Origin of the sequence: Segniliparus rugosus ATCC BAA-974 (assembly GCF_000185725.2) — a bacterium.
GTDB classification, from domain to species: Bacteria; Actinomycetota; Actinomycetes; order Mycobacteriales; family Mycobacteriaceae; genus Segniliparus; species Segniliparus rugosus.
On record NZ_KI391953.1, the window covers coordinates 1,259,395 to 1,279,292 of the forward strand.

The following is a 19,898-nucleotide window of genomic DNA, read 5'->3' on the forward strand; positions in this document are numbered from 1 at the left end:
CGTGTCAAAATAATGCGGGGCGACCCCGCTTACGCCGAGGTCAGGCCCGAGTGCGCCGCGTCGCGCGCTGAAGGTTGCGCATCTTCGCCCCCTGCGGCAGAGGGCCCTTCGGCAACGGGGTGGGGCGGGCCCCCAGCGCGGCGAATTTCGCCTCAAGCGCGTCCATGCGCTTCGTGTCGATGTTGTTGGGCAGCCGAAGGATGTGGCGCTGCAGCTTCGAAAGCGGGATGTCCCCTTCCTCGTTTCCGACGATGACCTCGTAGATCGGGGTGTCGCCGACGAGTTTCGCGATCTTGCGCTTCTCCTGGGAGACAAGCCCCCGCGTCCGGGTCGCGACGCCCTCGCCGACCAGGATCACGCCGGGTCTGCCGACGACCCGGTGCACCACGTCGAACTGCCCGTTCGCCGCGACTCCTGGCGTGATCCGCCACGCGCCGCGAAGCTGTTCGAGCACCCAGCTCGCCGCGCCGGTCTTGCCTTCCGCGTTGGCGTACGCCGTGCGCTGGATGCGGCGGCTGAACACCACGAACGCCCCGATCAGGCCGCCGAGGACGCCGAGCGGGGTGAAGAACCAAATGCCGCCAGTGGCCAGGCCGATCCCGAAGCCGATCGCGATGCCGAGGACAAGCGCCCCGATCATGAGCGGCAAAAGCCAGCGGTCCTCGCGGCGTTGCAGATTGAACGCCTGCCACAGCTGCTGGCGGCGCTCCTTCGACTGGCGCTTGCGCGCGAGTCTGGCTGCGGCTTTCGCTTCTTTGCTCGTCGAGGCTGGAGGTTTCGGCATATACGTACGGTACCTCTTTCACCCGAGCCGGAGCCACTCGCAGGCTGCTGACAGGATTCGGCCAGCTTTGCGGGGTACGGTTGCCCGGATGCCTTCCTCCACAGCAGTTGTCGAGCGGGAAACCCGGCTGGCCAGCGTCGAGACGGACGGGCGGCGCAGGAACCTGATTTTCACGGCGGTCCTGCTCGGCATGCTCCTCGCCGCGCTCGACCAGACCATCGTCGCCACCGCTCTGCCGACAGTCGTGGCCGAGCTCGGCAGTCCGGGCCGGCAGTCCTGGGTGGTGACCAGCTATCTGCTCACCGAGACCATCGTGACGGTGGTGGTGGGCAAGCTCGGCGACCTCTACGGGCGCAAGCGGGTCTTCCAAGCCTCGGTGGCGTGCTTCGTCGTCAGCTCCGTCTTTTGCGGCCTGGCCGGGTCGATGACCGCGCTGGTGGCGTGGCGCGCGGTGCAGGGCGTTGGCGCGGGCGGGCTCCTGGTGACCTCGATGGCGTTGATCGCCGAGGTGATCCCGCTCCGCGACCGAGCCCGCTACCAGGGGATCCTCAGCAGCATGTTCTCGGTGACCTCCGTCGTCGGCCCGGTCATCGGCGGCTTGTTCACCGACTATCTGAGCTGGCGTTGGGCGTTCTGGGTGAACCTCCCGGTCGGGGCGGCGGTGCTCGTGGTGGCCGCGACCGCCATTCCGGCGCTCGCGAAGGCGGCCCGCCCGGTCATCGACTATTGGGGGATCCTCCTCGTCGGCCTCGGAGTCACCGGCCTCACCCTCGCGACCACCTGGGGCGGTTCGACGTATCCGTGGGGCTCTCCGACGATCGTGGGGCTTTTCGCAGGATCCGCCGCCGCGCTCGTGCTGTTCGTCTGGGTCGAGGCCAGGACGGCGCAGCCGGTGCTCCCGCCCCGGCTCTTCCGCGACCCGGTGTTCAGCGTCTGCTGCGCGCTCGCCTTCACCGTCGGCTTCGCGATGCTCGGCACCTTGACCTTCATGCCGACGTTCATGCAGTTCGTGGACGGCGCGGAGCCAACGACATCGGGCTTGCGCACTTTGCCGATGGTGCTCGGCATGGTCTTCACCTCAACGGCGGTCGGCTCGTTCGTCGGCCGGACCGGGCGCTACAAGGTGTTCCCCGTGGCCGGGATGGCCGTGATGACGGTGGCGTTCCTCGCGCTGTCCAAGATGGACGGGACCTCCCCGCACCGGATCTATTACCAGTCCGCCATCTTGCTCGTCCTCGGCGTCGGGATCGGCTTGTCCATGCAAGTGCTCACGGTCGTCGTGCAGAACACCGTGCAGTTCGCCGATCTCGGGTCGGCGACCAGCGGGGTGACGTTCTTCCGCACGATCGGCAGCTCGTTCGGGGCCGCCGTGTTCGGGACGCTCTTCCACGCTTTCCTCAGCGCGCGGACGCCTGCGGCGCTCGCCGCCTCCGGGGCTCCCGCCGAGGCCGCGGAGTCCCCGCGCATCCTGCACCAACTGCCCGTCGAGCAGGCCCGCCCGATTGTGGCGGCATACGCGCAGTCGCTCGATTTGGTCTTCCTCTGCGCGGCCCCGGTCGCGGTCCTCGGCTTCCTGCTCGCCCTGCTGCTCAAGGAGAAGCCGCTGGTGCAATCGAACTCCCCGGCGGTCGAGTTCGGCGAAGGCTTCGGCGTGCCGTCGGGCAGCACGCCCGAGAAACAGCTCGAAGTCGCGGTCAGCTGGCAGCTGCGCAACACGCACGGGGTCCGGATGCGGCATCTAGCGCAGACGCCGGGGATCGGGCTCGGCGTTGCCGGGGTCTGGGGGCTGCTCAGGCTCAGCCGCGCGATCCAAGTGTTCGGCCGCGCGACGCTCAGCGGCATCGCGGGCAAACACCAACTGCCCCCGGAAGTGCTCGTGCCGGTCTTCGACGCGCTCGTGGCGAGCGGGGACGTGGTCCGCGCCGGGGACGAGCTGTCGTTCACCCCTGCCGGCGCGGCCAAGGCCGAACTGCTCGTCAAACGCCAAGGCGAGTTCCTCATGGCGAAGCTGGCCGAATGCACCGGGTACGAGGCCAGAGCCGACCGAGACCAGGTCGACGCGGCGTTGCGGAGCATCGCGCGGCGCTGGCTCATCGAGGAGGCCGATTGGAAACCGGAGGCGGACGAGCCCGCATTGGCGGGCTCCCGGTAGCTATTCTGGGAAGATGACGGAACCCGTGCTCTCGGTCCAAGGCTGCGTCGACGCGGTGTGCGTCGTGCACGAGGAGCGCAAACTCGCCGGGCCCGCTCGGTTCGCGTTGAAGGACTCGGCCATCGACAAACGCCCCGTCGAGGGCCGAGTCTTGGTGCGCGAACTCGGTTTGGACGGCGACCACGTCTGCGACACCAAGCACCACGGCGGCGTGGACCAGGCGGTGTACGCGTACGCGGAGCATGAGGCGCTGCGGTGGGCGCAGGAACTCGGCCGCCCGCTGCCTGCGGGCTGGTTCGGCGAGAACCTCCGAGTGAGCGGGATCGAGGTCACCGACGCGGTGGTCGGGGAACGGTGGGCGGTGGGGGAGGACGGCCTCGTGTTGGAGGTGACGATCCCCCGGATCCCCTGCATGACCTTCGCCCGCTGGTCCGAGGAGGACCGCTGGATCCGGCGTTTCACCCAACGGGGCGACACCGGGGCCTACCTGCGGGTCGTCGAGCCGGGCTCGGTCGCGGCGGGCGACCGGATCGACGTGGTTTCGCGGCCCCAGCACGGCGTGACCGTCCGGGGGCTCTTCGACGGCTCGGCTGCCAAAGACCGGCTCAAACAGCTCCTCGCCACTCCGGACCTGCCCGTGAAAGTTGCGAGGGACGCGAAGGCGAGATTCGCCCGTCAGGTGGCGAACAAGTTGCTGAGCTGAAGAAAACTGCTCAGCCTGCCGTACGCGCCATATGCTGTCCCAAGACGGCAGAGGCTTCTTGCCGGGCCGTGCCCTCCTCGGCGAGGTGCGCCATGGCCGGGGGCAGCGTCTCGCCCCTGGCCAGCACGGCTTTCGCGTAGAGCCTGCCCGCGCGGTACGAGGAGCGCACCAAAGGACCGGTCATCACAGCGGAAAAACCGAGATCCTCCGCGGTCTTCGCGTGGTCGAGGAACTCCTGCGGCTTGACCCACCGCGCGACCGGATGGTGGCGCGGGCTTGGGCGCAGATATTGCGTGATGGTGAGGATCTCGCAGCCCGCCGCGTGCAGATCCGCCAGGCACGCGGCCACCTCGTCGGGGTTCTCGCCGAGCCCGAGGATCAGGTTCGACTTCGTGACCAGCCCGGCTTCCCGCGCGGCGGTGATCACGTCGAGGCTGCGCTGATAGCGGAACGCTGGCCGGATCTCGCGGAAGATCCTTGGCACGGTCTCCAGGTTGTGCGCGAGCACGTGGGGCCGCGCGCCGAACACCTCGCCGAGCTGATCCTTGTCGCCGGTGAAGTCCGGGATCAGCAGCTCGATCCCGGTGTCCGGGTTCAACTCGCGGTTCGCGCGCACCGTCTGGGCGTACAGCCACGCCCCGCCGTCTGGCAGGTCATCGCGCGCCACGCCGGTGATCGTGGCGTAGCGCAGGCCGAGGGTCTGGATCGACTCGGCGACTTTGCGTGGCTCGTCGCGGTCGAGCGCGGCGGGCTTGCCGGTGTCGATCTGGCAGAAGTCGCAGCGCCGGGTGCACTGCTCGCCGCCGATGAGGAAGGTCGCCTCGCGGTCCTCCCAGCATTCGAAGATGTTCGGGCAGCCCGCCTCCTCGCAGACCGTGTGCAGACCTGCGCCCTTCACGAGGGACTTGAGCTCGTTGTACTGCGGGCCGAGCTTCGCGGTGGTGCGGATCCACTCCGGTTTGCGCTCGATGGGGGTCTGGGCGTTGCGCGCTTCCAGTCGTAGGAGCTTGCGTCCTTCCGGTGCGATCGTCACCGGTCCAGCTTACCGTTCGTCGGGACGTGGCGTTTCATTCGCCGTTGAGATCGTTGGTGCAGACTTGCCAGCTTTCGTCCAGGGGATGGCATGCGCCCACAGAGCCCATATCCGGCTGAGTCCCTTCCTCAATACGCACGAAAGCCGCCGTGTCGAGCACGCCGTATCCGGTGTGGAAATACACCGCGTCGCTCGGGGGATTCACGGCGGCGCTTTCGACCCAGTAGAGGCCGAGCAGACGAGGGAAGCCATGGGCTTTGCCAGGGTCATGGGCGATTTCGGCGGCGGCCTCCTCGAACCATGTCTTCGAGATCAGCCAGCCGAGCCGGCGCGGCGCATGAGCCTGCACCAGCAGAAAGGTCAGCACGAGGATCGCCGGGGTCGCGATGGTCCTCCAGGTGCGCAGAGGGCCAGGCGGGGACTTTTTGAAGACGAAACGAGCCAACTGGAACAAGGCGACCGGGATCAGCACGAGGGCGCTGATGAGCACGACGACGAAGTCGTCGCCGTAGTAGAGGTCGTTGTGCAGAAGGAGCAGGCAGAACCCGACGACGACGAGGAATGTCTCAGTGCCCGCAGCTCTCGTTCGCCTTGGTCTGGACGAGGGCGTGCCGGATTGCTCTTGATCGGCGCTGGCCTCGTCTTCCCCCACCGCGCAAGGCTAGCATCCGGTTTCCGGCTCAGTCGAAATATTCGACGCAGGTGAGCCAGGGGCCGTCGAACGGCAGGCAGTCTCGGATCGACCCCGATGCGGGCGGCGTCTCGTCCGGCGCGTATGCGAGCACGTCGCCGGTGAAGAATCCGCCCGCGTCGAGGACGAAGTAGACGACCCCGGTGTCCTTGTCCGCGTACGCCCTTCGGACCTCGTAGACGCCGAGCCTGCGGCGGAAGTCCTGCGCTTGCTCCGGGTTGTGCCGCAGCTCCGCCGCTGCGGCTTCGAACGAGGGCTTCGATGCCCGCCAGCCGAGCCTGGACGGGATATGGGCCGATGCCAACGCGAGCGCCACGACCGCGATGGCGGGAGCGATGTAGATCCGCCGACTCGGATACTCCTTGAACAGCGAGACCGACGCGAAGACGAACCAGAGGGCACCGGCGAGGAAGAGCAGGACGAGCCCTTGGACCCACGGTCGGAAGCTCGTTTCTCGGAAGAAACTATGGCTGTACAGCCACAACAGACAGCCCGAGACGCAGGCGGCCAGCGTGATCCGGTGCAGCCAGCGCAGCGGGGCGGGTTTGCGCGGTTCGGCCGCGCCGTCGGTCAGCATTTGTACGCTTTCGCCGAGTTGCCCACCTCGGCGGACTCGCGAAGGCAGCCGTACGGGACGACGCCTTGGTCGCTCAGCAGCGCGCCCGAGCCCTGAGCCTTGTTCACGCACGTCAGTCCGCTTTGCTCCATGCGGCAGGTGTAGCGGTTGCCGTCCTCGCCGAAGGAGATCTTCTGCCCGTACGGCAGTTCGGGGCCGTTGCCGGTGAAGTAGAACGTGGGAGGGTCGCCCCGGCCTTGGCCGATGTGGAGGCCGTCGTCGGAGAATATCACGATCCCTGGGAGCCAGTTCCCGTACGCGGTCGGCGGCTTGGGCAGTGGATTCTGGAAATCCACGGAGCAATAGAGCCCGCCCGACCCGTAGCAGGTGATCTTCTGAGAGGGCGAGGTGAAGGCCAATTCGCCGTGGTCGAGGCTGTGTTTCTTGCCTTCGTAGTCGGTCCCGGTTCGGTAATTGCTCGCAGCTGCTTCCGGCGCGCTCTCGACCCAGGCCGCGACCTGGTCGAAGGCTGCGCCAGGGCTAGGCGGCTCCGGAGCGGCGGCGGACGAGGAGGTCGGAGGGTTGTCCGAGGCGGCCGGCGCGCTGGCGACGGTGACCATGCTGGTGATGGTCAGCTTCGGCTGGTTCCCCGAAGGAGAGCAGCTGGCCAAGAGGAGCGCCATGACGGAGCCGCCGAGCAGGCGCAGCGTTGTTCTCACGCGACAGGCTCGCATAGCGGACACATACCTCCCCGGCGTGGCTTAGAACCTCCAAACGCAACGGTACCAGTCGCCCTCGATCCGCTCGCAATCCCGGTACGAGCCCCATCCCGCCCGCTCCCCGCCGGGGACGTTGGCGAACACCGGTCGGTCCGGCCCGTCGCCCGCGACCTCGAAATACACGGCCGACGAGCCTGGTTCCGTCTGGACCAGGTCGATCTCCCACGGCCCGAGCGTCTGATGGAACTTCGGGGCGGCCTGCGGGTCTCGGCGCACCTCGGCTGCCGCGCCGTCGAACGCGTCCTTGCTCTTATGCCAGGCGAGTTGGAACGGGACGTGGCTGTGGACGAGGCCGAAGCCGATCAGCGCGATGGCGGGGGCGGCGAGCAGCCCCCGGTCCAGCGCGTTCGTCAGGGCCGCGATGGCGAACTCGGCCAGCCAGAACAGCGCGGCGGCGATCAGCGGAGGGTGCGCGAGCTGGGCCGTGCCCGCGTCGAGGGTGTAGTCGCTGTAGCAAAGCGTGAGGGATCCGCCGAGCGCGGTGATCAGAGCCGCCCAATGCGCGCTCTGGCGCAACCCGGACCGCTCCCCCCGATCTCGGGCGGGATCTGGTCCGGCCGCTGGGCTCAGCATGTGTAAGAGAGGCCTTCGCCTTCTTTGTGCGGGATCTGTTTCAGGCAGCCGTACGGGGTGGCTCCCTGGTCGTTGAGCAGGATCGCGGAGCCTTTGGCTTTATTGGCGCACCACAGCCCGGTCTGGTCCATGCGGCAGGTGATGCGCTCGTCGCCCTGGCCGAAGGAGATCTTTTGGCCGTAGGGCAGCTCCGGGCCGTCGCCTGCCGTGAATGGCCCCGGATCCCCGTGGAACGAACCGATCGAGGCGGAGCCGCCGCTGTACTCCACCCAGCCGCCAATCCACTGGCCCATCTCTTTCGGGCGCGGCGGCGGGTTCTCCAGCGAGGCGAGGCAGTGCAATCCGCCTGGGGAGTAGACCGTGGATTGCGATGTGAGCCCGAAGCAGCTCATTTTTTTCGATGGGGATCGGAAAGCGACGTCGTCCCCGAGGCTTTGCGTGGTCGTGGTGGTCGGCCCGGCGACGTCGGTCGCATACGAGCCCGTCGCCGTCTGATACGCGGAGAGCCGGGCCGCTTGGCCGGCCTCGATCCACGCGGCGATCTCGGCGAAGCCGGAGCCTTTGCCGGGAGGCGTGGCCGAGGGGGCTCCGCTCGCGGTGGGGGCTCCGGACTTGCTCGGCGACGCGCTGGGCGCGCTGAATGTCGACTCGGAGGTGATCGTGCTGGTCACGGTTTGCGTCTGGGATTGCTCGGTGCTGGGGCCGCCGCAGCCGACGAGCGCCATCGCGACTGCCGCGACGAGCGTGTGGCGCAGTCTCATGCCGCGAGAATACGCGAGGCAGAGTCCGACATGGGCAACGCGCGCCGCCGTTGGCGGATTCCTCACCTGTGGCTGGCGAGCTTTCCGTCCAGCGCCGCGAGCAGGCGGTCCACCACCACCGGCTGCGCCTCCGCGACGGTCACTTGGCGGTCTGTCTCGGCGCTGAGGGAGGTGGCCCCGACGTCCGGGATGCCGCAGGGCACGATGTTGGCGAAGGCGGACAGGTCCGCGTCGCAGTTGAGGGAGAAACCGTGCAGAGTCACTCCGCGCTGCACCCGCACGCCGATCGAGCCGATTTTGCGCTGGATCCGCCTGCCGTCGGATGGCAGCCACACCCCTGAGTTGCCCTCGACTCGTGTCGCTCGCACGCCGAAGTGCGCGCACGCGCTGATCAACGCGTCCTCGAGGGTGCGGACGTAGCTGATCACATCGATCGGCTCGGCGAGCTTCACGATGGGGTAGCCGACGATCTGGCCGGGGCCGTGCCAGGTGATTTTGCCGCCTCGGTCCACCTCGACGACCTGCGCCCCGTTGAAAGGGAGGTCGCCGGGCTCGGTCCGCTTGCCCGCCGTGTACACGAACGGATGCTCCAACAGCAACGCCACGTCCTGCCCGCCCTCGGCTCTCGCCTGCGCGAGCCCGCGCTGCAGCTCCCATGCCTCTTCGTAGTCGACGAGGCCGAGCTCGCGGACTTGGACCGGGGCGCGCGACTCCCGAACGCTCCGTGCGTTCACTGCGGTTATGGGCGTGCTTGCCATAGGAGTCCGAGCGTACACCTTCCTGGGGGAGGCCATCGCGTGGGCGTTGGCCTCTCGGTTCCGGGATTTCGCCTAGCTTTTGTTAGACGCGTGGGAGGAGGCTTCGGTTCCCTCGGGTGAGAGTTATCTCACGCGGTCATCAGTTTGCGCGGAAGTCTTGCGGTCGATACCGGACGGGTTTACACTTCTGGCAAGTCAACGTCGACGTCGGGAATGTTGGGTGGACGCATAGCCTTCGAGCTGGGCTGTTTCAAGCAGTTGGCAACACAAAGCGGATCGCGGCGGACGGGAAGAACCTTCGGAAAGGTATCGCATGGCAGAGGGTGAGGAGCCCGTCATTATTGACGGTCAGGAGATAGCCACGAGGGAGGCCGCGCTCGCGCAAGTGTCTTCCGACCCCGGCTTTTCCGGCCTGGTTCCGTCGGGGGCTCCGGCGGAAGCCAGGGAGCAAGTGCGCAGCTACGCCGAGAAGATATGGCAGCTCGGCAAGCTCCTCGACAACGGCGGCAAATTCGTCGTCACGCCCGAGGGCATCCAGCGGGCCGTGACGATCTGCCACCAGGGGGCCGAGCACGCGAACTACGCGATGGCCCAGTCCGAGCAGGCCAAGGGCTTCCTCTCGGCGATGTTCGGGTCCTGCGCGCAAGGCCAGGCGTACGCCCAGACGGTCGGCGAGTGGATGGACCGGATGGGGGAGAAGGCGACCACGCTGCAGGCCATCCTCAACGGGGTGGCGGACGGCACGCAGGAGATCAAGGCGAAAGCGGAGACCACGGACTCCGAGTGGGCGTGCGCGTTCCGGAAAGTCAAGGCCGACATCCCCGCTCCGAGCGTCGGCAGCCGCGCGGGAGGCTCGCTGTGAGCTTTAGCGTCGATGACCCGTACGAGCTGATCCAGATCGCCAACTCCCTCGACACCGGCGCGTCCGAGTCGACGCTGATGCTGCTCATGTACATGATCCAGCGGTTCGGCGAGCTCGGCACCACCGTGAACCAGTTCCCGAACATCCCGAGGGACGAGTTCGACAGCGTCGTGCGCGACGACTTCGAGCCGAGGCTGCTCGAGGTCGGCACGGACTCCACGAGCACCGGGGAGTCGCTGATCGGGGTGGCGATGACCTTGAAGGAGTTCCACGACCGCGTCCCGCAGGTGAAATCCGCCGCCGCGAACTTGGAGCAGGTCCTGAGCCAGTCCAGCAGCCCCGCGGAGTGGAAGTCCGCCGCCGAGCCGCTGGCCAGCGCGCTCAACAACCTCTACAGCGTGAGCGTTCCCTCGGCTCCTTCGACCGACCAGACGCTGGCGGCTTTGGCGAAGGCGAAGGCGAGCTACGAGGCCGAGGACGGCTCGAAGCCCCCAGCTTCCGAGGCCGGCAAGCAGCAGGACGGCAGCGTCCTCCAGCAGCCGAGCGGCTCCCCGGCGCCCGCGCAGCAGCCCGCCTCGTCCGCGACGAACTCGAAACCGCAGGCGAACCAGTCCTCGCAAGAGGGCAACTCCGGTTCCGGCGGCTCCGGGTCTCCGTCCGGCGGGGGAGGCGAAAGCGGCGGCTCCGGCGGCGGCTCGGGAGGCTCCCCGGCGGCGGCCCCCGCGAGCGGTCCGGCGAGTCCTCCGGCCTCCGACGCTGGCAAGAAGGGCACGAACGCAGCGGCCACTCTTTCGGACTCGCCGTTCACCCCGCTGGCGAGCACGGGCCTGCAATCCGCCGACCTGCTGCCCTCGTCGTCGGGTTTGGGCCTCGGCGGCGGAGGCGTCGGCGGCGCGGGCCTCGACCCGAGGGCTTTGGGCTCCGCTCCCGGCAGCGCGGCCAACCCCGCGTCCAGCGCGGGAATCCCTGGAGCCGGTCCGGCTGGAGCCGCGCGAGGCATGAGCGCGATGATGGGCGGCATGATGGGGCCCGGCATGATGGGCGGCAGAGGCGGCGCGGGCGACAAAGAGCACAAAGCTCCGGACTACCTGTACAGCGAAGACAACGGCTACGAGCTGATCGAGAAGTTGCCGGTGGTCTCGCCCGACGTGATCGGCGCGTTGACCGAGGAAGAGATCGAGACGCTCGAGCTGCATACCGATTTCGCGTACAGCGACCAGGCATGACCGGGTTCTGGGCGAGGAGGCAGCGATGAAGCCGCAGGTCGCTGGCGCAGGCACGCAGGTCTCCGAGGAGGGGCTTGACCAGATGCGCGGTGTGCATCAGCGGCATCTCGACAACCTGAGCGCAGCCGTGTCGCTCGCGGGCGAGATGGCGCGGGCGCTGCAAGCGGGCAATCCTTTCGGGCTTGGCGAGGACGGCTCGGCGGCCTACCGGTCGGCGAGCGCGCTGACGAACGCGTTGCACACTGCGGTGCAGGACGAGCGGGACAACCTGGAGAAGCTGTGGGCCAACTTCCGGACCTGGGGCGAGTTGGTCACGAACACGGACCTCGGGGCGGCGCAGAGCATCGCGAGCGCGGCGCCCCACGGGGAGCGGTGATGGCCGGAGTCGACTATTTGGCCATGGTCTCCGATCCGGAGGAACTGCTGAGCGTCGCGCGGTCCATCGACGGCCAGAAAGTCGCACAGCTGCTCGGCCAATACCAGCGGATGACGCAGACGATGACCGAGGCGGGCGAGTTCGGCCATGACGTGGACGGCGCGGCGGCGAGCCAGCTGTTCGGCACGTTCGTGGACGAGGCGCACCACGAGTCGACGGTGCTCAGCTACGCCGCGCTGAACATCGCGGACACCTGCAACCGGATGAGGGCGAAGCTCTCCAATTTCTACGAGCAGTACATGGAGAAGGTCCAGCCCGCCGCGCAGACCTTGCAGCAGGTCTACGACGCGCAGCTGGGCCATGGCGCGGCAAGCTCGCCCGCCGAGCTGCGGACCGCTTCGACCGCGCTCGCCAAGGCACTCGGCCAGCTGTACACCGATCTCGCGGGCAACCCGACGATCAATGTGGCCCCGGCATTCGCCGAAGCGGCGATCCCCGACATCGGCGCGGACGGCAGAAGAAGCGAGGGCGGCCAGCGCAGCGCCGACAGCAGGACCGGCCAAAACGCCCCTGACGCGCGGCGAACCGTCTCGTCCGGCGGACAGCAGGACGGAGTCGGAACGGCCGCATCGCAGGCCGCGCCGGTCGCGGGCCCCTCGAGTTCTCCGGCGCAGGCGGGCGGCGGACCGGCTGGCGCGGCGGAAGCAAGCGGCGGCGGGGCCGCGTCGCCCGTTGGTTCCGGCGGGGCTGTCGGCGGCAAGCCGGTGTCCTCGAGCCAATCCGGGGCTGGCACGAGCAGTTCGAGGCAGGGCGGCCCGGCGGATTCCGCAGGGGGCGCGCTGGCCGCGCTCGGACAGTTGGGCTCGACGCTGGGCTCGGTCGGGTCTGGACTCGCCGGGGCGGCAGGCAGCGGCGCGGGGCTCGCGAGCGCTGGAGCGGGGATCGCCATGGGAGCCACCGGCCTCGGGGCTTCCCTCGGCGGGCTCGCCGCCCAGCCGGCCGCTGCGGACGGAGCCGCCGAGGACGCTTTCACCGACAGCGACGGGGACGTGGGCGGCGCGCTTGGCGACACCACGCCTGCGGCGACCAAGCCTGCCGGAGATTTCGGCGGCGGCTCGGGCGGCACAGCCGCGCACGTCTTGGCAGAGCCCGGCTCGGCCCGCGTCGGGACGCCTCCCGAAGTCAGGCTGACCCCGGCTGCGGCGGGCTTGTCGGCCGAATCGGCCGTTGTCGGCACGTCCGCCGCTCCGTCGAGCGGCATGATGGGCATGCCGATGATGGGAGCCGCGGGCATGAACGGCGGGAGCGGCGAGCATCGGGTCGCCAATTACCTGATCTCCAAAGAGCAGGGAGAGCGCCAGTTCACGGCGAGTCTGCCGTTGGCCTCGGAGGAAATTCTCGGAGATTTGGACGAGCGGGAGCGGCTGGCGATGCAAATCGCCAGTATCGACGAGCCGAGCGGCGAAGTCCGATAGCGTTACCAGGGAGAAGATATCCGGTGCGGCATAGAGTGATGGCGTTTGCAGCTATGTGGAATCGAGAGGGAAACATGAGGATGAAGAAGGCTTCGGCTTTGATTTGGGCGCTGTGCGCGCTCGTCGGCTTTTCCTCGGGCCTTGCGCAAGGGGCCGTTGCGCAGGCGGCCGCGACGCCTGCGGGCGCTGGCCACCAAGTGGTGGTCGCCGCGATTCCCGCGAAGGCGTACGTGACGCTCAAGAAGATCGACGCGGGGACATGGCCGAAATCGGGAGCCCCCGACACCAAGGGCGGCGGCGTGTGGCAGAACCGGGAAGGCCGGTTGGCCTCGAAGGATCCGCAAGGGCGGCCCATCACATACCGCGAATGGGACGTGAATGACAAAGTCCAAGGTCGGAATCGGGATGCGGAGCGGATCATCACCGGAAGCGATCACTCTGCCTGGTACACTGGCGACCACTACCGGACATTTGAGAGGATGCGTTGATGACCGAAGCAACACCGGCGGTATCTGCTTTCGAGATTCTGGTCGGCGAGCCGGCCACTTTTGACTCAAGCGCCTCTCTGCTTGCCGCCGAGGGCAATATCGTCCGCTTCATCCGGGGGGACAAAGCAGCCACGAAGCAGGCTTTGTTCGACGAATTCGCAGCCGCGTTGCAATTCCCTTTCCATTTCGGTCATAACTGGGACGCGCTTTCCGACAGCCTCACCGATCTCGACTGGCTCGGCGTGGCTTTCGGCTATTACGTGGTGATTTGGAACACCGATCAGTTCCTCGCCGCCGAACCGGAGGCGCTTGGCACATTCGCCAAGCTCGTCCAGGACGCGAACGAGACGTGGACGAAGTCGCAGCGCAAGCCGTTCAAGGTCGTTCTCCAGGTCTCGGAGGACAAGGCGGATCAGGTGCAAGCGGCGTGGGGCAAATTGGTGGGCGCTCTGCCCGCCGCGGCTCACGACACCGCCTGGGACTAATCGGGATTCGTCTGGCTTTTGCGCCTCTTACGGCTTTTTCTAATCGCTTCCCTCGTGGGGTCGCTCGTTTGCTGCTCCCCGAAGCCCGCGCAGCAAAAAGCAGAAGCGCCGCTCCGCGTGCGCGTGGCGGACGGTTGGTATGAGGGGACGGCGACGGAGAAGACCCGTGCTTTCCTCGGCATTCGGTACGCCCAAGCCCCGACCGGGGCGTTACGTTTCGCCTCGCCCATGCCCATGCCCGAACATGACGGGGTGTGGGGGGCGAAAGTCGCCAGCCCGCCGTGCCCGCAGCTCGGCGTCGACGGGAAGCCGGTCTCGACGGACGAGGACTGCCTCACCGTCAATGTGATCACGCCGAGGCGCCAGACCGTCGGGCAGGCGCTGCCGGTGATGGTGTGGTTTCACGGCGGCGGGTTCACTGTGGGCGACGGGCATCAGTACGATCCGGCTCGTCTGGTCGAAGAAGGAAACGTCATTGTCGTCACCGCGAATTTCCGGCTCGGCGTGCTCGCGCAATTGGGCCTGCCGGGAGTCCCAGGTTCGGGAGATTTCGGCCTTGCCGACCAACTCTCGGTGCTGCAGTGGGCGCATCGCAACGTGTCCGCGTTCGGCGGGGACCCGCAGAACGTGACGATGTTCGGGGAGTCTTCTGGCGCGATGAGCATTTGCGCGCTGCTGTCCTCGCCTTCGGCCAACGGGCTGGCCGCGAAAGCGATTCTCTCCTCCGGTTCCTGCGCCACGTCCTGGCCGGCGGGGACGCTCGCGCTCGACGCGCGGCCCGCTCGGCCTTACGCGCCGGTCGCGGAGTCCGAGCAGCGCGGGCTCGCGCTCGCGAAGGAGGTGGGATGCCCGCAAGCGCAGCCACTGGACTGCCTGCGGCGACTGCCCGCAGAGGCTCTGGTGAGCCACGCTGCCGAGTTCGGCAATCTGCTCGCGTACGGCACGCCGCTCTTGCCCGAAGATCCGCTCCGAGCGGTCATGGACGGAACCTCGTCCGCCATCCCGGTCATCTCGGGGTCGAACCACGACGAGGGGACCGCGGCGGTGGCGGGCTCGTCGCGGGACGGGCCGATCGACGGGGCGCGATACGAGGAACTCGTGCGAAACGCGTTCGGCGCGCAGAGCGGACGAGTGCTCGAAGAGTATCCGCTCGCGCGGTTTCCGAGCCCAGGGGACGCGTGGGCCAGGATCGCGACCGATGCGGCGTGGATCTGTCCGGCGATGCGGGCGGACGCCGCGCTCGCCCGCATCGCCCCGGTGTATTCCTACGAGTTCGACGATCTGACCGCGCCGAACAGAGTCGACGTTGGCGCGTCAGGGGTGGCGCTCGGCGCGGCGCATGCGACGGAGCTGTCCTATCTTTTCGACGTGAGCACGCTGGACGGGGTCCGGCTGGGCCCGAAACGAGAGGATCTCGCGAAACGCATGATCCGGTATTGGACGAGTTTCGCGTGGCGGTCTGAGCCGCAAGGGGACGTGCCGTGGCCGCGTCGGGGCGAAGGCGCGAACGGGCCGGTGCTCCGGATCTACCCTGTGGGGCAGAAAACCCCTTCGCCGCTCCCTCCGTGGGAGGAGCATCGATGCTCGTTCTGGGAGCCCTTGAGCGCTTAGCGTCCGTACCGGTCGGCGAGCGAGGGGGCCGCTGCGGGCTCGTAGGCTTTGCCCGCCAACGCGGCGCGGAGCTGGCGTTTGCGTTCGGCCCGGTTCGGCGGCGGCGCAGGCCGGGGCGCCGTCGCCCGGTCGGGCTCTTCGGCCTCGTGGCCCTCGGTCGGGCGCAGTTCGGAATAGCCGAAGTAGCCGAGCGCGGCGAGGGCGATCACGCCGAACGCGAGCCATTGCAGTCCGTAGGACAAATACGGCCCAGGGTCGAGGTCGGGCTCCGCCAACGCGCCGAGCGCCCCTGGCTGTCCTGGGTCCAGCTGCAAATAGGCGGGTTCGAGCGGAGCGCCGACGAGCGGGGCGATGGCCGAGGCGTCGATGGCCTCGAGCTGCTGCGAGCCGTCGATGGTCATGATCGCCGGGCGGCCTGCGGGAGTGCGCTCTAAGAGCCGCAGCCGGGCTTTGAGCGCCACATCGCCAGTCGGCGCGGGCGGAGCCGCCGTCGCGCCCTGTGGCAAATAGCCTCGGTCGACGAGGACAGTCCTGCCGTCGTCGAAGCGCAGCGGGGTGAGGACCTGCGGACCTTGGGCGGTGCCGTGCACCGGGCGGTGCCGGAGCAACACCTGCTTGTCCGACTCGTACACGCCGACGACGACGACGGCGCGCCACTCGCTCTGCGGCCCGACACCTGTCCGGAGGAGTTCGGCGAGCGGGGCCGGGGGCGCCTCGAGCGCACGGCTGACCCGATCATTGCGCTCCGCGGTCCGCCCGTTCTTGCCGAGCTGCCACGGGGCGAACACCCAGAAACACAGCACGGCGAAGAGGACCACCCCGGCGGCGAGCGCGATCCAGCCCGGACGCAGAAACACGCGCCAGCGCGGCTCCGAGGCGGTCATGCTTTCAGGTTAGCTGGCTTTCGAGCCAGGCGACGATGCCGGGGAGGGCGGCTTCGATCTGCGCGTGTGTGGTCTCGAAGCCGGACGAGCTCCCGTAGTAGGGATCGGCCACCTCGGCTCCGTCGGCGGCGGGGTCGAAGCTGCGCAGCATGCGCAGCCGCTCGGCGGGGACGCCCCGGTTCGCGAGGGCCGCGCGGTGGTCTTCGGCGAGGGCGAGGACCAAGTCGGCTTCCAGGTGGTCGGCCGCGACCGCTTTGGCGACGTGCTCGGCGAACGGAGGATAGCCGTGCTTCGCCAAGGTCGCGGCGGCGCGCTCGTCGATCGGGTTGCCGACCTCCCAGCGAGTGGTCCCGGCGCTGGTCACGCGGACGTTGTGGCCCCAGTCCACGCTTTCGAGCCGAGTCCGGAGCATTTGCTCTCCCATCGGGGAGCGGCAGATATTGCCGGTGCAGACGAATGTGACGTGCAGCTTCGGTTGACTCACCACACGAGTATGACAGCTCGGGGTTTCGCCTCTTCGAAGCCGCAGCCAGGGTCGGAGGCGCCGCGCGCGTCGTTCTCCTGATCTGCCGGCCACGCTCACGAGAAACCGCCCGGCGCGCTCGCGGCCCTTCGCGCGGCGCGGGCGTTTAGGATATGCCCACATGACAACGGCTCCCCGGCTCAAGGACGTCGTCGCCGCGCTTGAAGCGGCCTACCCGCCCCGGCTCGCGTTGGACTGGGACGCGGTCGGCCTGGTCTGCGGCGACCCCGACGATGAGGTGGACAAGGCGCTGGTGTGCGTCGACGTCACCGAGGCCGTGGTGGACGAGGCGCTCGCTGCTGGGGCGAAGCTGATCGTCGCGCATCATCCGCTCCTGCTCAGAGGCGTGAGCTCGGTGAGCGCCGACACCCCGAAAGGCCGTCTCGTGCACCGGTTGATCCGGGCCGGGTGCGCGTTGTTCACCGCGCACACCAACGCGGACCGGGCCGATCCTGGGGTGAGCGACGCCCTGGCCGAAGCGCTCGGCTTGCGGGTCCTCGGCCCTGTCGAACCGGTGACAGGTCCGGAGCTGGACAAGTGGGTGGTGCTCGTCCCGCTCGCCGAGGCGGATCGGGTCCGCTCCGCGCTGTTCGCAGCGGGCGCGGGCAGGCTCGGCGACTACGACCAATGCTCGTGGAGCGCCGACGGGATCGGGCAGTTCCGCCCGCTGGCCGGGGCGAATCCCGCGATAGGCCGGACCGGGGAGCTTGAACAGGTCGAGGAGACGCGGATCGAGGTGATCGCGCCGAAGAGCCTGCGCGCGGCGGTGCTAGCCGCATTGCGCACGGCGCACCCGTACGAGGAGCCCGCGTTCGACGTGTTCGCCCAGGCGCGGCTGCCCACCAGTCTCGGCCTCGGCAGGATCGGCGCGCTGGCACGTCCCGTGCCGCTGGGGGACTTTCTCGCTCGGGCGGCGGCGGCGCTGCCTTTCGCCCCAGAGGGCCTGCGGGCGACGGGCGATCCGGACTCGCCGGTCGAGACGGTCGCGGTCTGCGGCGGGGCGGGGGATTCGCTCTTGGGCGCGGTCGCGAAGGCGGGCGTCGACGTGTATGTGACGGGCGATTTGCGCCACCATCCGGTGGACGAGCACGTGCGCGCGCATCGGACCGCGCTGGTCGACGTGGGGCATTGGGCGAGCGAGCGGCCATGGTGCGATCAGGCGGCGGGGGTGCTGGGCAAAGTGTTCTCCGGCAGGGTCGAGGCCGTCCCTGCGACCACCGCCCCGGGCCCGTGGTCGCAGCACGTCGGGACGACGACCACAGGTTGACCTGCGGGAACCTTCGGGCTGGGGTACACTGCCTTCACTTCATGGCGTGCTGCACTTCACAGCGTGGTGGAGGACTTGGTGCGGTGGAAGAGAATTGGAGAGACGACGGTATGGCTCTGCGGACGGGGTTGACCAGGAGCAAGACGGTGGAGCAGGCGTTGGCCAGCGCCGAGGAGCCGGAACGGCGGTTGCGCCGGACCCTCTCCGCCTGGGATCTCACCGTCTTCGGCGTGGCCGTGGTGATCGGCGCGGGCATCTTCAGCGTCAGCGCCTCCACGGCGGGGAAGTACGCGGGCCCCTCGGTCACGGTTTCTTTCCTCATCGCGGCGGTGGCCTGCGGGTTCTCCGCGCTCTGCTACGCGGAGTTCGCGTCGACGGTGCCGGTGGCGGGCAGCGCGTACTCGTTCTCGTACGCGACCTTCGGGGAGCTGTTCGCCTGGATCGTCGGCTGGGACCTGCTGCTGGAGCTGGCGTTCGCGGCGGGCGTGGTGGCCAAGGCGTGGTCGAGCTACCTCGCGGGGGCGTTGCATCTTTCCGCGATCAAGACCCGCGTCGACCTTTGGCAAGACGACAAGGGCTGGTACAGCGTCATCCATTATGTGGACATCGACTGGGGAGCGATCCTCATCATCGGCGCGGTCACAGTGGCCCTGGCGTTCGGCGTGAAGCTCTCCGCGCGGGTCTCCGGCGTCATCACGGTGATCAAAGTGTCGGTGGTGCTCTTCGTCATCATCGCGGGGGCGTTCTACGTCAAGCTCAGCAACTACACGCCGTTCATCCCGCCCGCCCAGCCGAAACCGGGGCCGGAGGACACCTTGAGCAGCTCGCTCTTCGCCGTTCTGACCGGCGGCGGCGGGACGCAGTACGGTTGGTACGGGTTGTTGGCCGGTGCTTCGGTGGTCTTCTTCGCCTTCATCGGGTTCGACGTGGTGGCCACGACGGCGGAAGAGGTGAAGAACCCGGCGAAGGATTTGCCCCGGGGGATCATCGGCTCGTTGGCGATCTGCACGGTGCTGTACCTCGCGACATCCCTGGTGACCACCGGGATGGCGAGCTACGTCGATCTGCGCCCGGACGCGCCCGGCGCGAAGCATTCGCCGAACTTGGCGACGGCGTTCGAGCTCCACGGGGCGGATTGGGCGGCCAAGCTCATCTCTTTCGGGGCGCTCGCGGGATTGACCACGGTGGTCCTCGTGCTTCTGCTCGGGGCGGTCCGGCTCACGTTCGCCATGTCGCGCGACGGCCTTTTCCCGCGCGCGTGGTCGAAGACGACCGAGCGGGGCGTGCCGGTGCGGTTGACCGTCGGGGCGGGCGTGGGCGCGATGGTCGTCGCCTGCCTGTCGCTCGACAAGCTCGAGGAGCTGGTGAATGTCGGCACTCTCTTCGCGTTCGTCCTTGTGGCGGCGGGGGTGATCGTGCTCCGGCGCACCCAGCCGGGTCTGAAACGGGGGTTCACCGTCCCCGCGATGCCGTGGGTGCCGATCGCGGCGATCGCGAGCTGCTTGTGGCTGATGCTCAATCTCTCCGTCCTCACATGGGTCGGGTTCACCGTGTGGCTGGTGATCGGCCTGCTGATCTACGCCCTGTACGGCTACCGCCATTCGGTGCTCGGCAAGTCTGCCGAGCCGGTGGGGGCCGCCATCGGCGCGGGGGAGCCGGAGAGCGAGTGAGCAGGGCGCGGCTTCTGCTGCGCGTATCGCGGCTGACGAGCTTCCTACCTGCCGCGATACGGCGTTCAGAGCGTGCCTGCGCACAATTTATGCCCAGGTAACGGTTTGTTCATCTGTGCCTGACAGCCTGTGTGTCGCAGACAGCTCGGCGACGCCATGCTGTTGGATAGAGAGGCGGGCGGCCAACAAGCAAGGAGCCGACGGGGTTTTCCTTGCGATGGCCGAGTGAACGGAGAACGCA

The 19,898-nt window shown here is 68.4% G+C and carries 21 protein-coding genes; 11 read left to right on the forward strand and 10 right to left on the reverse strand.

Annotated elements, in window-relative coordinates:
• Nucleotides 1-40 precede the first annotated feature (40 nt).
• Nucleotides 41-784 (reverse strand): DUF4191 domain-containing protein, encoded by a 744-nt coding sequence (locus tag HMPREF9336_RS06200; protein ID WP_007470085.1) that lies wholly within the window; start codon nucleotides 782-784, stop codon nucleotides 41-43.
• Nucleotides 785-872: 88 nt separating this feature from the next.
• Here HMPREF9336_RS06200 and HMPREF9336_RS06205 point away from each other — a divergent pair, with 88 nt between their 5' ends.
• The gene (locus tag HMPREF9336_RS06205; RefSeq protein WP_007470087.1) at nucleotides 873-2,936 is read left to right on the forward strand and encodes an MDR family MFS transporter; all 2,064 of its coding nucleotides are present in this window, start codon (nucleotides 873-875) and stop codon (nucleotides 2,934-2,936) included.
• 13 nt (nucleotides 2,937-2,949) lie between these two features.
• The gene (locus tag HMPREF9336_RS06210) at nucleotides 2,950-3,639 is read left to right on the forward strand and encodes an MOSC domain-containing protein (RefSeq protein WP_021030206.1); all 690 of its coding nucleotides are present in this window, start codon (nucleotides 2,950-2,952) and stop codon (nucleotides 3,637-3,639) included.
• A gap of 10 nt (nucleotides 3,640-3,649) precedes the next feature.
• Here HMPREF9336_RS06210 and lipA read toward each other — a convergent pair whose 3' ends face one another.
• The 7 genes from lipA to lipB all read right to left on the reverse strand — a co-directional run bounded on the left by lipA (nucleotide 3,650) and on the right by lipB (nucleotide 8,790).
• A complete protein-coding gene (gene lipA / locus HMPREF9336_RS06215) occupies nucleotides 3,650-4,672 on the reverse strand; it encodes a lipoyl synthase (protein ID WP_007470091.1) in 1,023 nt (340 codons plus the stop codon).
• 34 nt (nucleotides 4,673-4,706) lie between these two features.
• On the reverse strand, nucleotides 4,707-5,324 hold the full coding sequence (locus HMPREF9336_RS17425; protein ID WP_007470093.1) for a hypothetical protein: 618 nt from the start codon (nucleotides 5,322-5,324) through the stop codon (nucleotides 4,707-4,709).
• Between the two features lie 28 nt (nucleotides 5,325-5,352).
• Entirely contained in the window at nucleotides 5,353-5,940 is a 588-nt protein-coding gene (locus HMPREF9336_RS06225) for a hypothetical protein (protein ID WP_007470095.1), read from the reverse strand.
• Complete coding sequence (locus HMPREF9336_RS06230) at nucleotides 5,934-6,638, reverse strand: RAD23 family protein (RefSeq protein ID WP_156920303.1); 705 nt, start codon at nucleotides 6,636-6,638, stop codon at nucleotides 5,934-5,936. Before HMPREF9336_RS06230 ends, HMPREF9336_RS06225 begins: the two co-directional genes overlap by 7 nt.
• 42 nt (nucleotides 6,639-6,680) lie before the next feature.
• A complete protein-coding gene (locus tag HMPREF9336_RS06235) occupies nucleotides 6,681-7,271 on the reverse strand; it encodes a hypothetical protein (protein WP_007470098.1) in 591 nt (196 codons plus the stop codon).
• On the reverse strand, nucleotides 7,265-8,032 hold the full coding sequence (locus HMPREF9336_RS06240) for a hypothetical protein (RefSeq protein ID WP_007470100.1): 768 nt from the start codon (nucleotides 8,030-8,032) through the stop codon (nucleotides 7,265-7,267). Before HMPREF9336_RS06240 ends, HMPREF9336_RS06235 begins: the two co-directional genes overlap by 7 nt.
• 62 nt (nucleotides 8,033-8,094) lie before the next feature.
• A complete protein-coding gene (gene lipB, locus HMPREF9336_RS06245) occupies nucleotides 8,095-8,790 on the reverse strand; it encodes a lipoyl(octanoyl) transferase LipB (RefSeq protein WP_021030207.1) in 696 nt (231 codons plus the stop codon).
• Between the two features lie 313 nt (nucleotides 8,791-9,103).
• Here lipB and HMPREF9336_RS06250 point away from each other — a divergent pair, with 313 nt between their 5' ends.
• From HMPREF9336_RS06250 to HMPREF9336_RS06280, 7 genes are all read left to right on the forward strand, one after another.
• The gene (locus HMPREF9336_RS06250) at nucleotides 9,104-9,652 is read left to right on the forward strand and encodes a hypothetical protein (RefSeq protein WP_007470104.1); all 549 of its coding nucleotides are present in this window, start codon (nucleotides 9,104-9,106) and stop codon (nucleotides 9,650-9,652) included.
• Nucleotides 9,649-10,878 (forward strand): hypothetical protein, encoded by a 1,230-nt coding sequence (locus HMPREF9336_RS06255; RefSeq protein WP_007470107.1) that lies wholly within the window; start codon nucleotides 9,649-9,651, stop codon nucleotides 10,876-10,878. The genes HMPREF9336_RS06250 and HMPREF9336_RS06255 overlap by 4 nt, the downstream gene beginning before the upstream one ends.
• A gap of 25 nt (nucleotides 10,879-10,903) precedes the next feature.
• On the forward strand, nucleotides 10,904-11,254 hold the full coding sequence (locus HMPREF9336_RS06260) for a hypothetical protein (protein WP_007470109.1): 351 nt from the start codon (nucleotides 10,904-10,906) through the stop codon (nucleotides 11,252-11,254).
• Entirely contained in the window at nucleotides 11,254-12,729 is a 1,476-nt protein-coding gene (locus HMPREF9336_RS06265; protein ID WP_021030208.1) for a hypothetical protein, read from the forward strand. The genes HMPREF9336_RS06260 and HMPREF9336_RS06265 overlap by 1 nt, the downstream gene beginning before the upstream one ends.
• Before the next feature lie 74 nt (nucleotides 12,730-12,803).
• Nucleotides 12,804-13,217, forward strand: coding sequence for a guanyl-specific ribonuclease (locus HMPREF9336_RS06270; RefSeq protein ID WP_021030209.1), 414 nt, complete (start codon nucleotides 12,804-12,806; stop codon nucleotides 13,215-13,217).
• Nucleotides 13,217-13,702, forward strand: coding sequence for a barstar family protein (locus tag HMPREF9336_RS06275; RefSeq protein WP_007470115.1), 486 nt, complete (start codon nucleotides 13,217-13,219; stop codon nucleotides 13,700-13,702). Before HMPREF9336_RS06270 ends, HMPREF9336_RS06275 begins: the two co-directional genes overlap by 1 nt.
• Before the next feature lie 54 nt (nucleotides 13,703-13,756).
• Nucleotides 13,757-15,313 (forward strand): carboxylesterase/lipase family protein, encoded by a 1,557-nt coding sequence (locus HMPREF9336_RS06280; RefSeq protein ID WP_244431601.1) that lies wholly within the window; start codon nucleotides 13,757-13,759, stop codon nucleotides 15,311-15,313.
• Here the strand turns inward: HMPREF9336_RS06280 and HMPREF9336_RS06285 are convergent.
• Both HMPREF9336_RS06285 and HMPREF9336_RS06290 read right to left on the reverse strand, forming a co-directional pair.
• Nucleotides 15,310-16,197, reverse strand: a complete 888-nt coding sequence (locus HMPREF9336_RS06285) for an SURF1 family cytochrome oxidase biogenesis protein (protein ID WP_007470119.1) — start codon at nucleotides 16,195-16,197, stop codon at nucleotides 15,310-15,312. The genes HMPREF9336_RS06280 and HMPREF9336_RS06285 overlap by 4 nt on opposite strands.
• Nucleotides 16,198-16,201: 4 nt before the next feature.
• The gene (locus tag HMPREF9336_RS06290) at nucleotides 16,202-16,681 is read right to left on the reverse strand and encodes a low molecular weight protein-tyrosine-phosphatase (protein ID WP_007470121.1); all 480 of its coding nucleotides are present in this window, start codon (nucleotides 16,679-16,681) and stop codon (nucleotides 16,202-16,204) included.
• Between the two features lie 160 nt (nucleotides 16,682-16,841).
• On the opposite strand from HMPREF9336_RS06290, the gene HMPREF9336_RS06295 reads away from it, so the two are divergent.
• Together HMPREF9336_RS06295 and HMPREF9336_RS06300 are read left to right on the forward strand one after the other, a co-directional pair.
• Complete coding sequence (locus tag HMPREF9336_RS06295) at nucleotides 16,842-17,987, forward strand: Nif3-like dinuclear metal center hexameric protein (protein WP_007470122.1); 1,146 nt, start codon at nucleotides 16,842-16,844, stop codon at nucleotides 17,985-17,987.
• Between the two features lie 110 nt (nucleotides 17,988-18,097).
• Nucleotides 18,098-19,657 (forward strand): APC family permease, encoded by a 1,560-nt coding sequence (locus tag HMPREF9336_RS06300; RefSeq protein WP_007470123.1) that lies wholly within the window; start codon nucleotides 18,098-18,100, stop codon nucleotides 19,655-19,657.
• Nucleotides 19,658-19,898 lie beyond the last annotated feature (241 nt).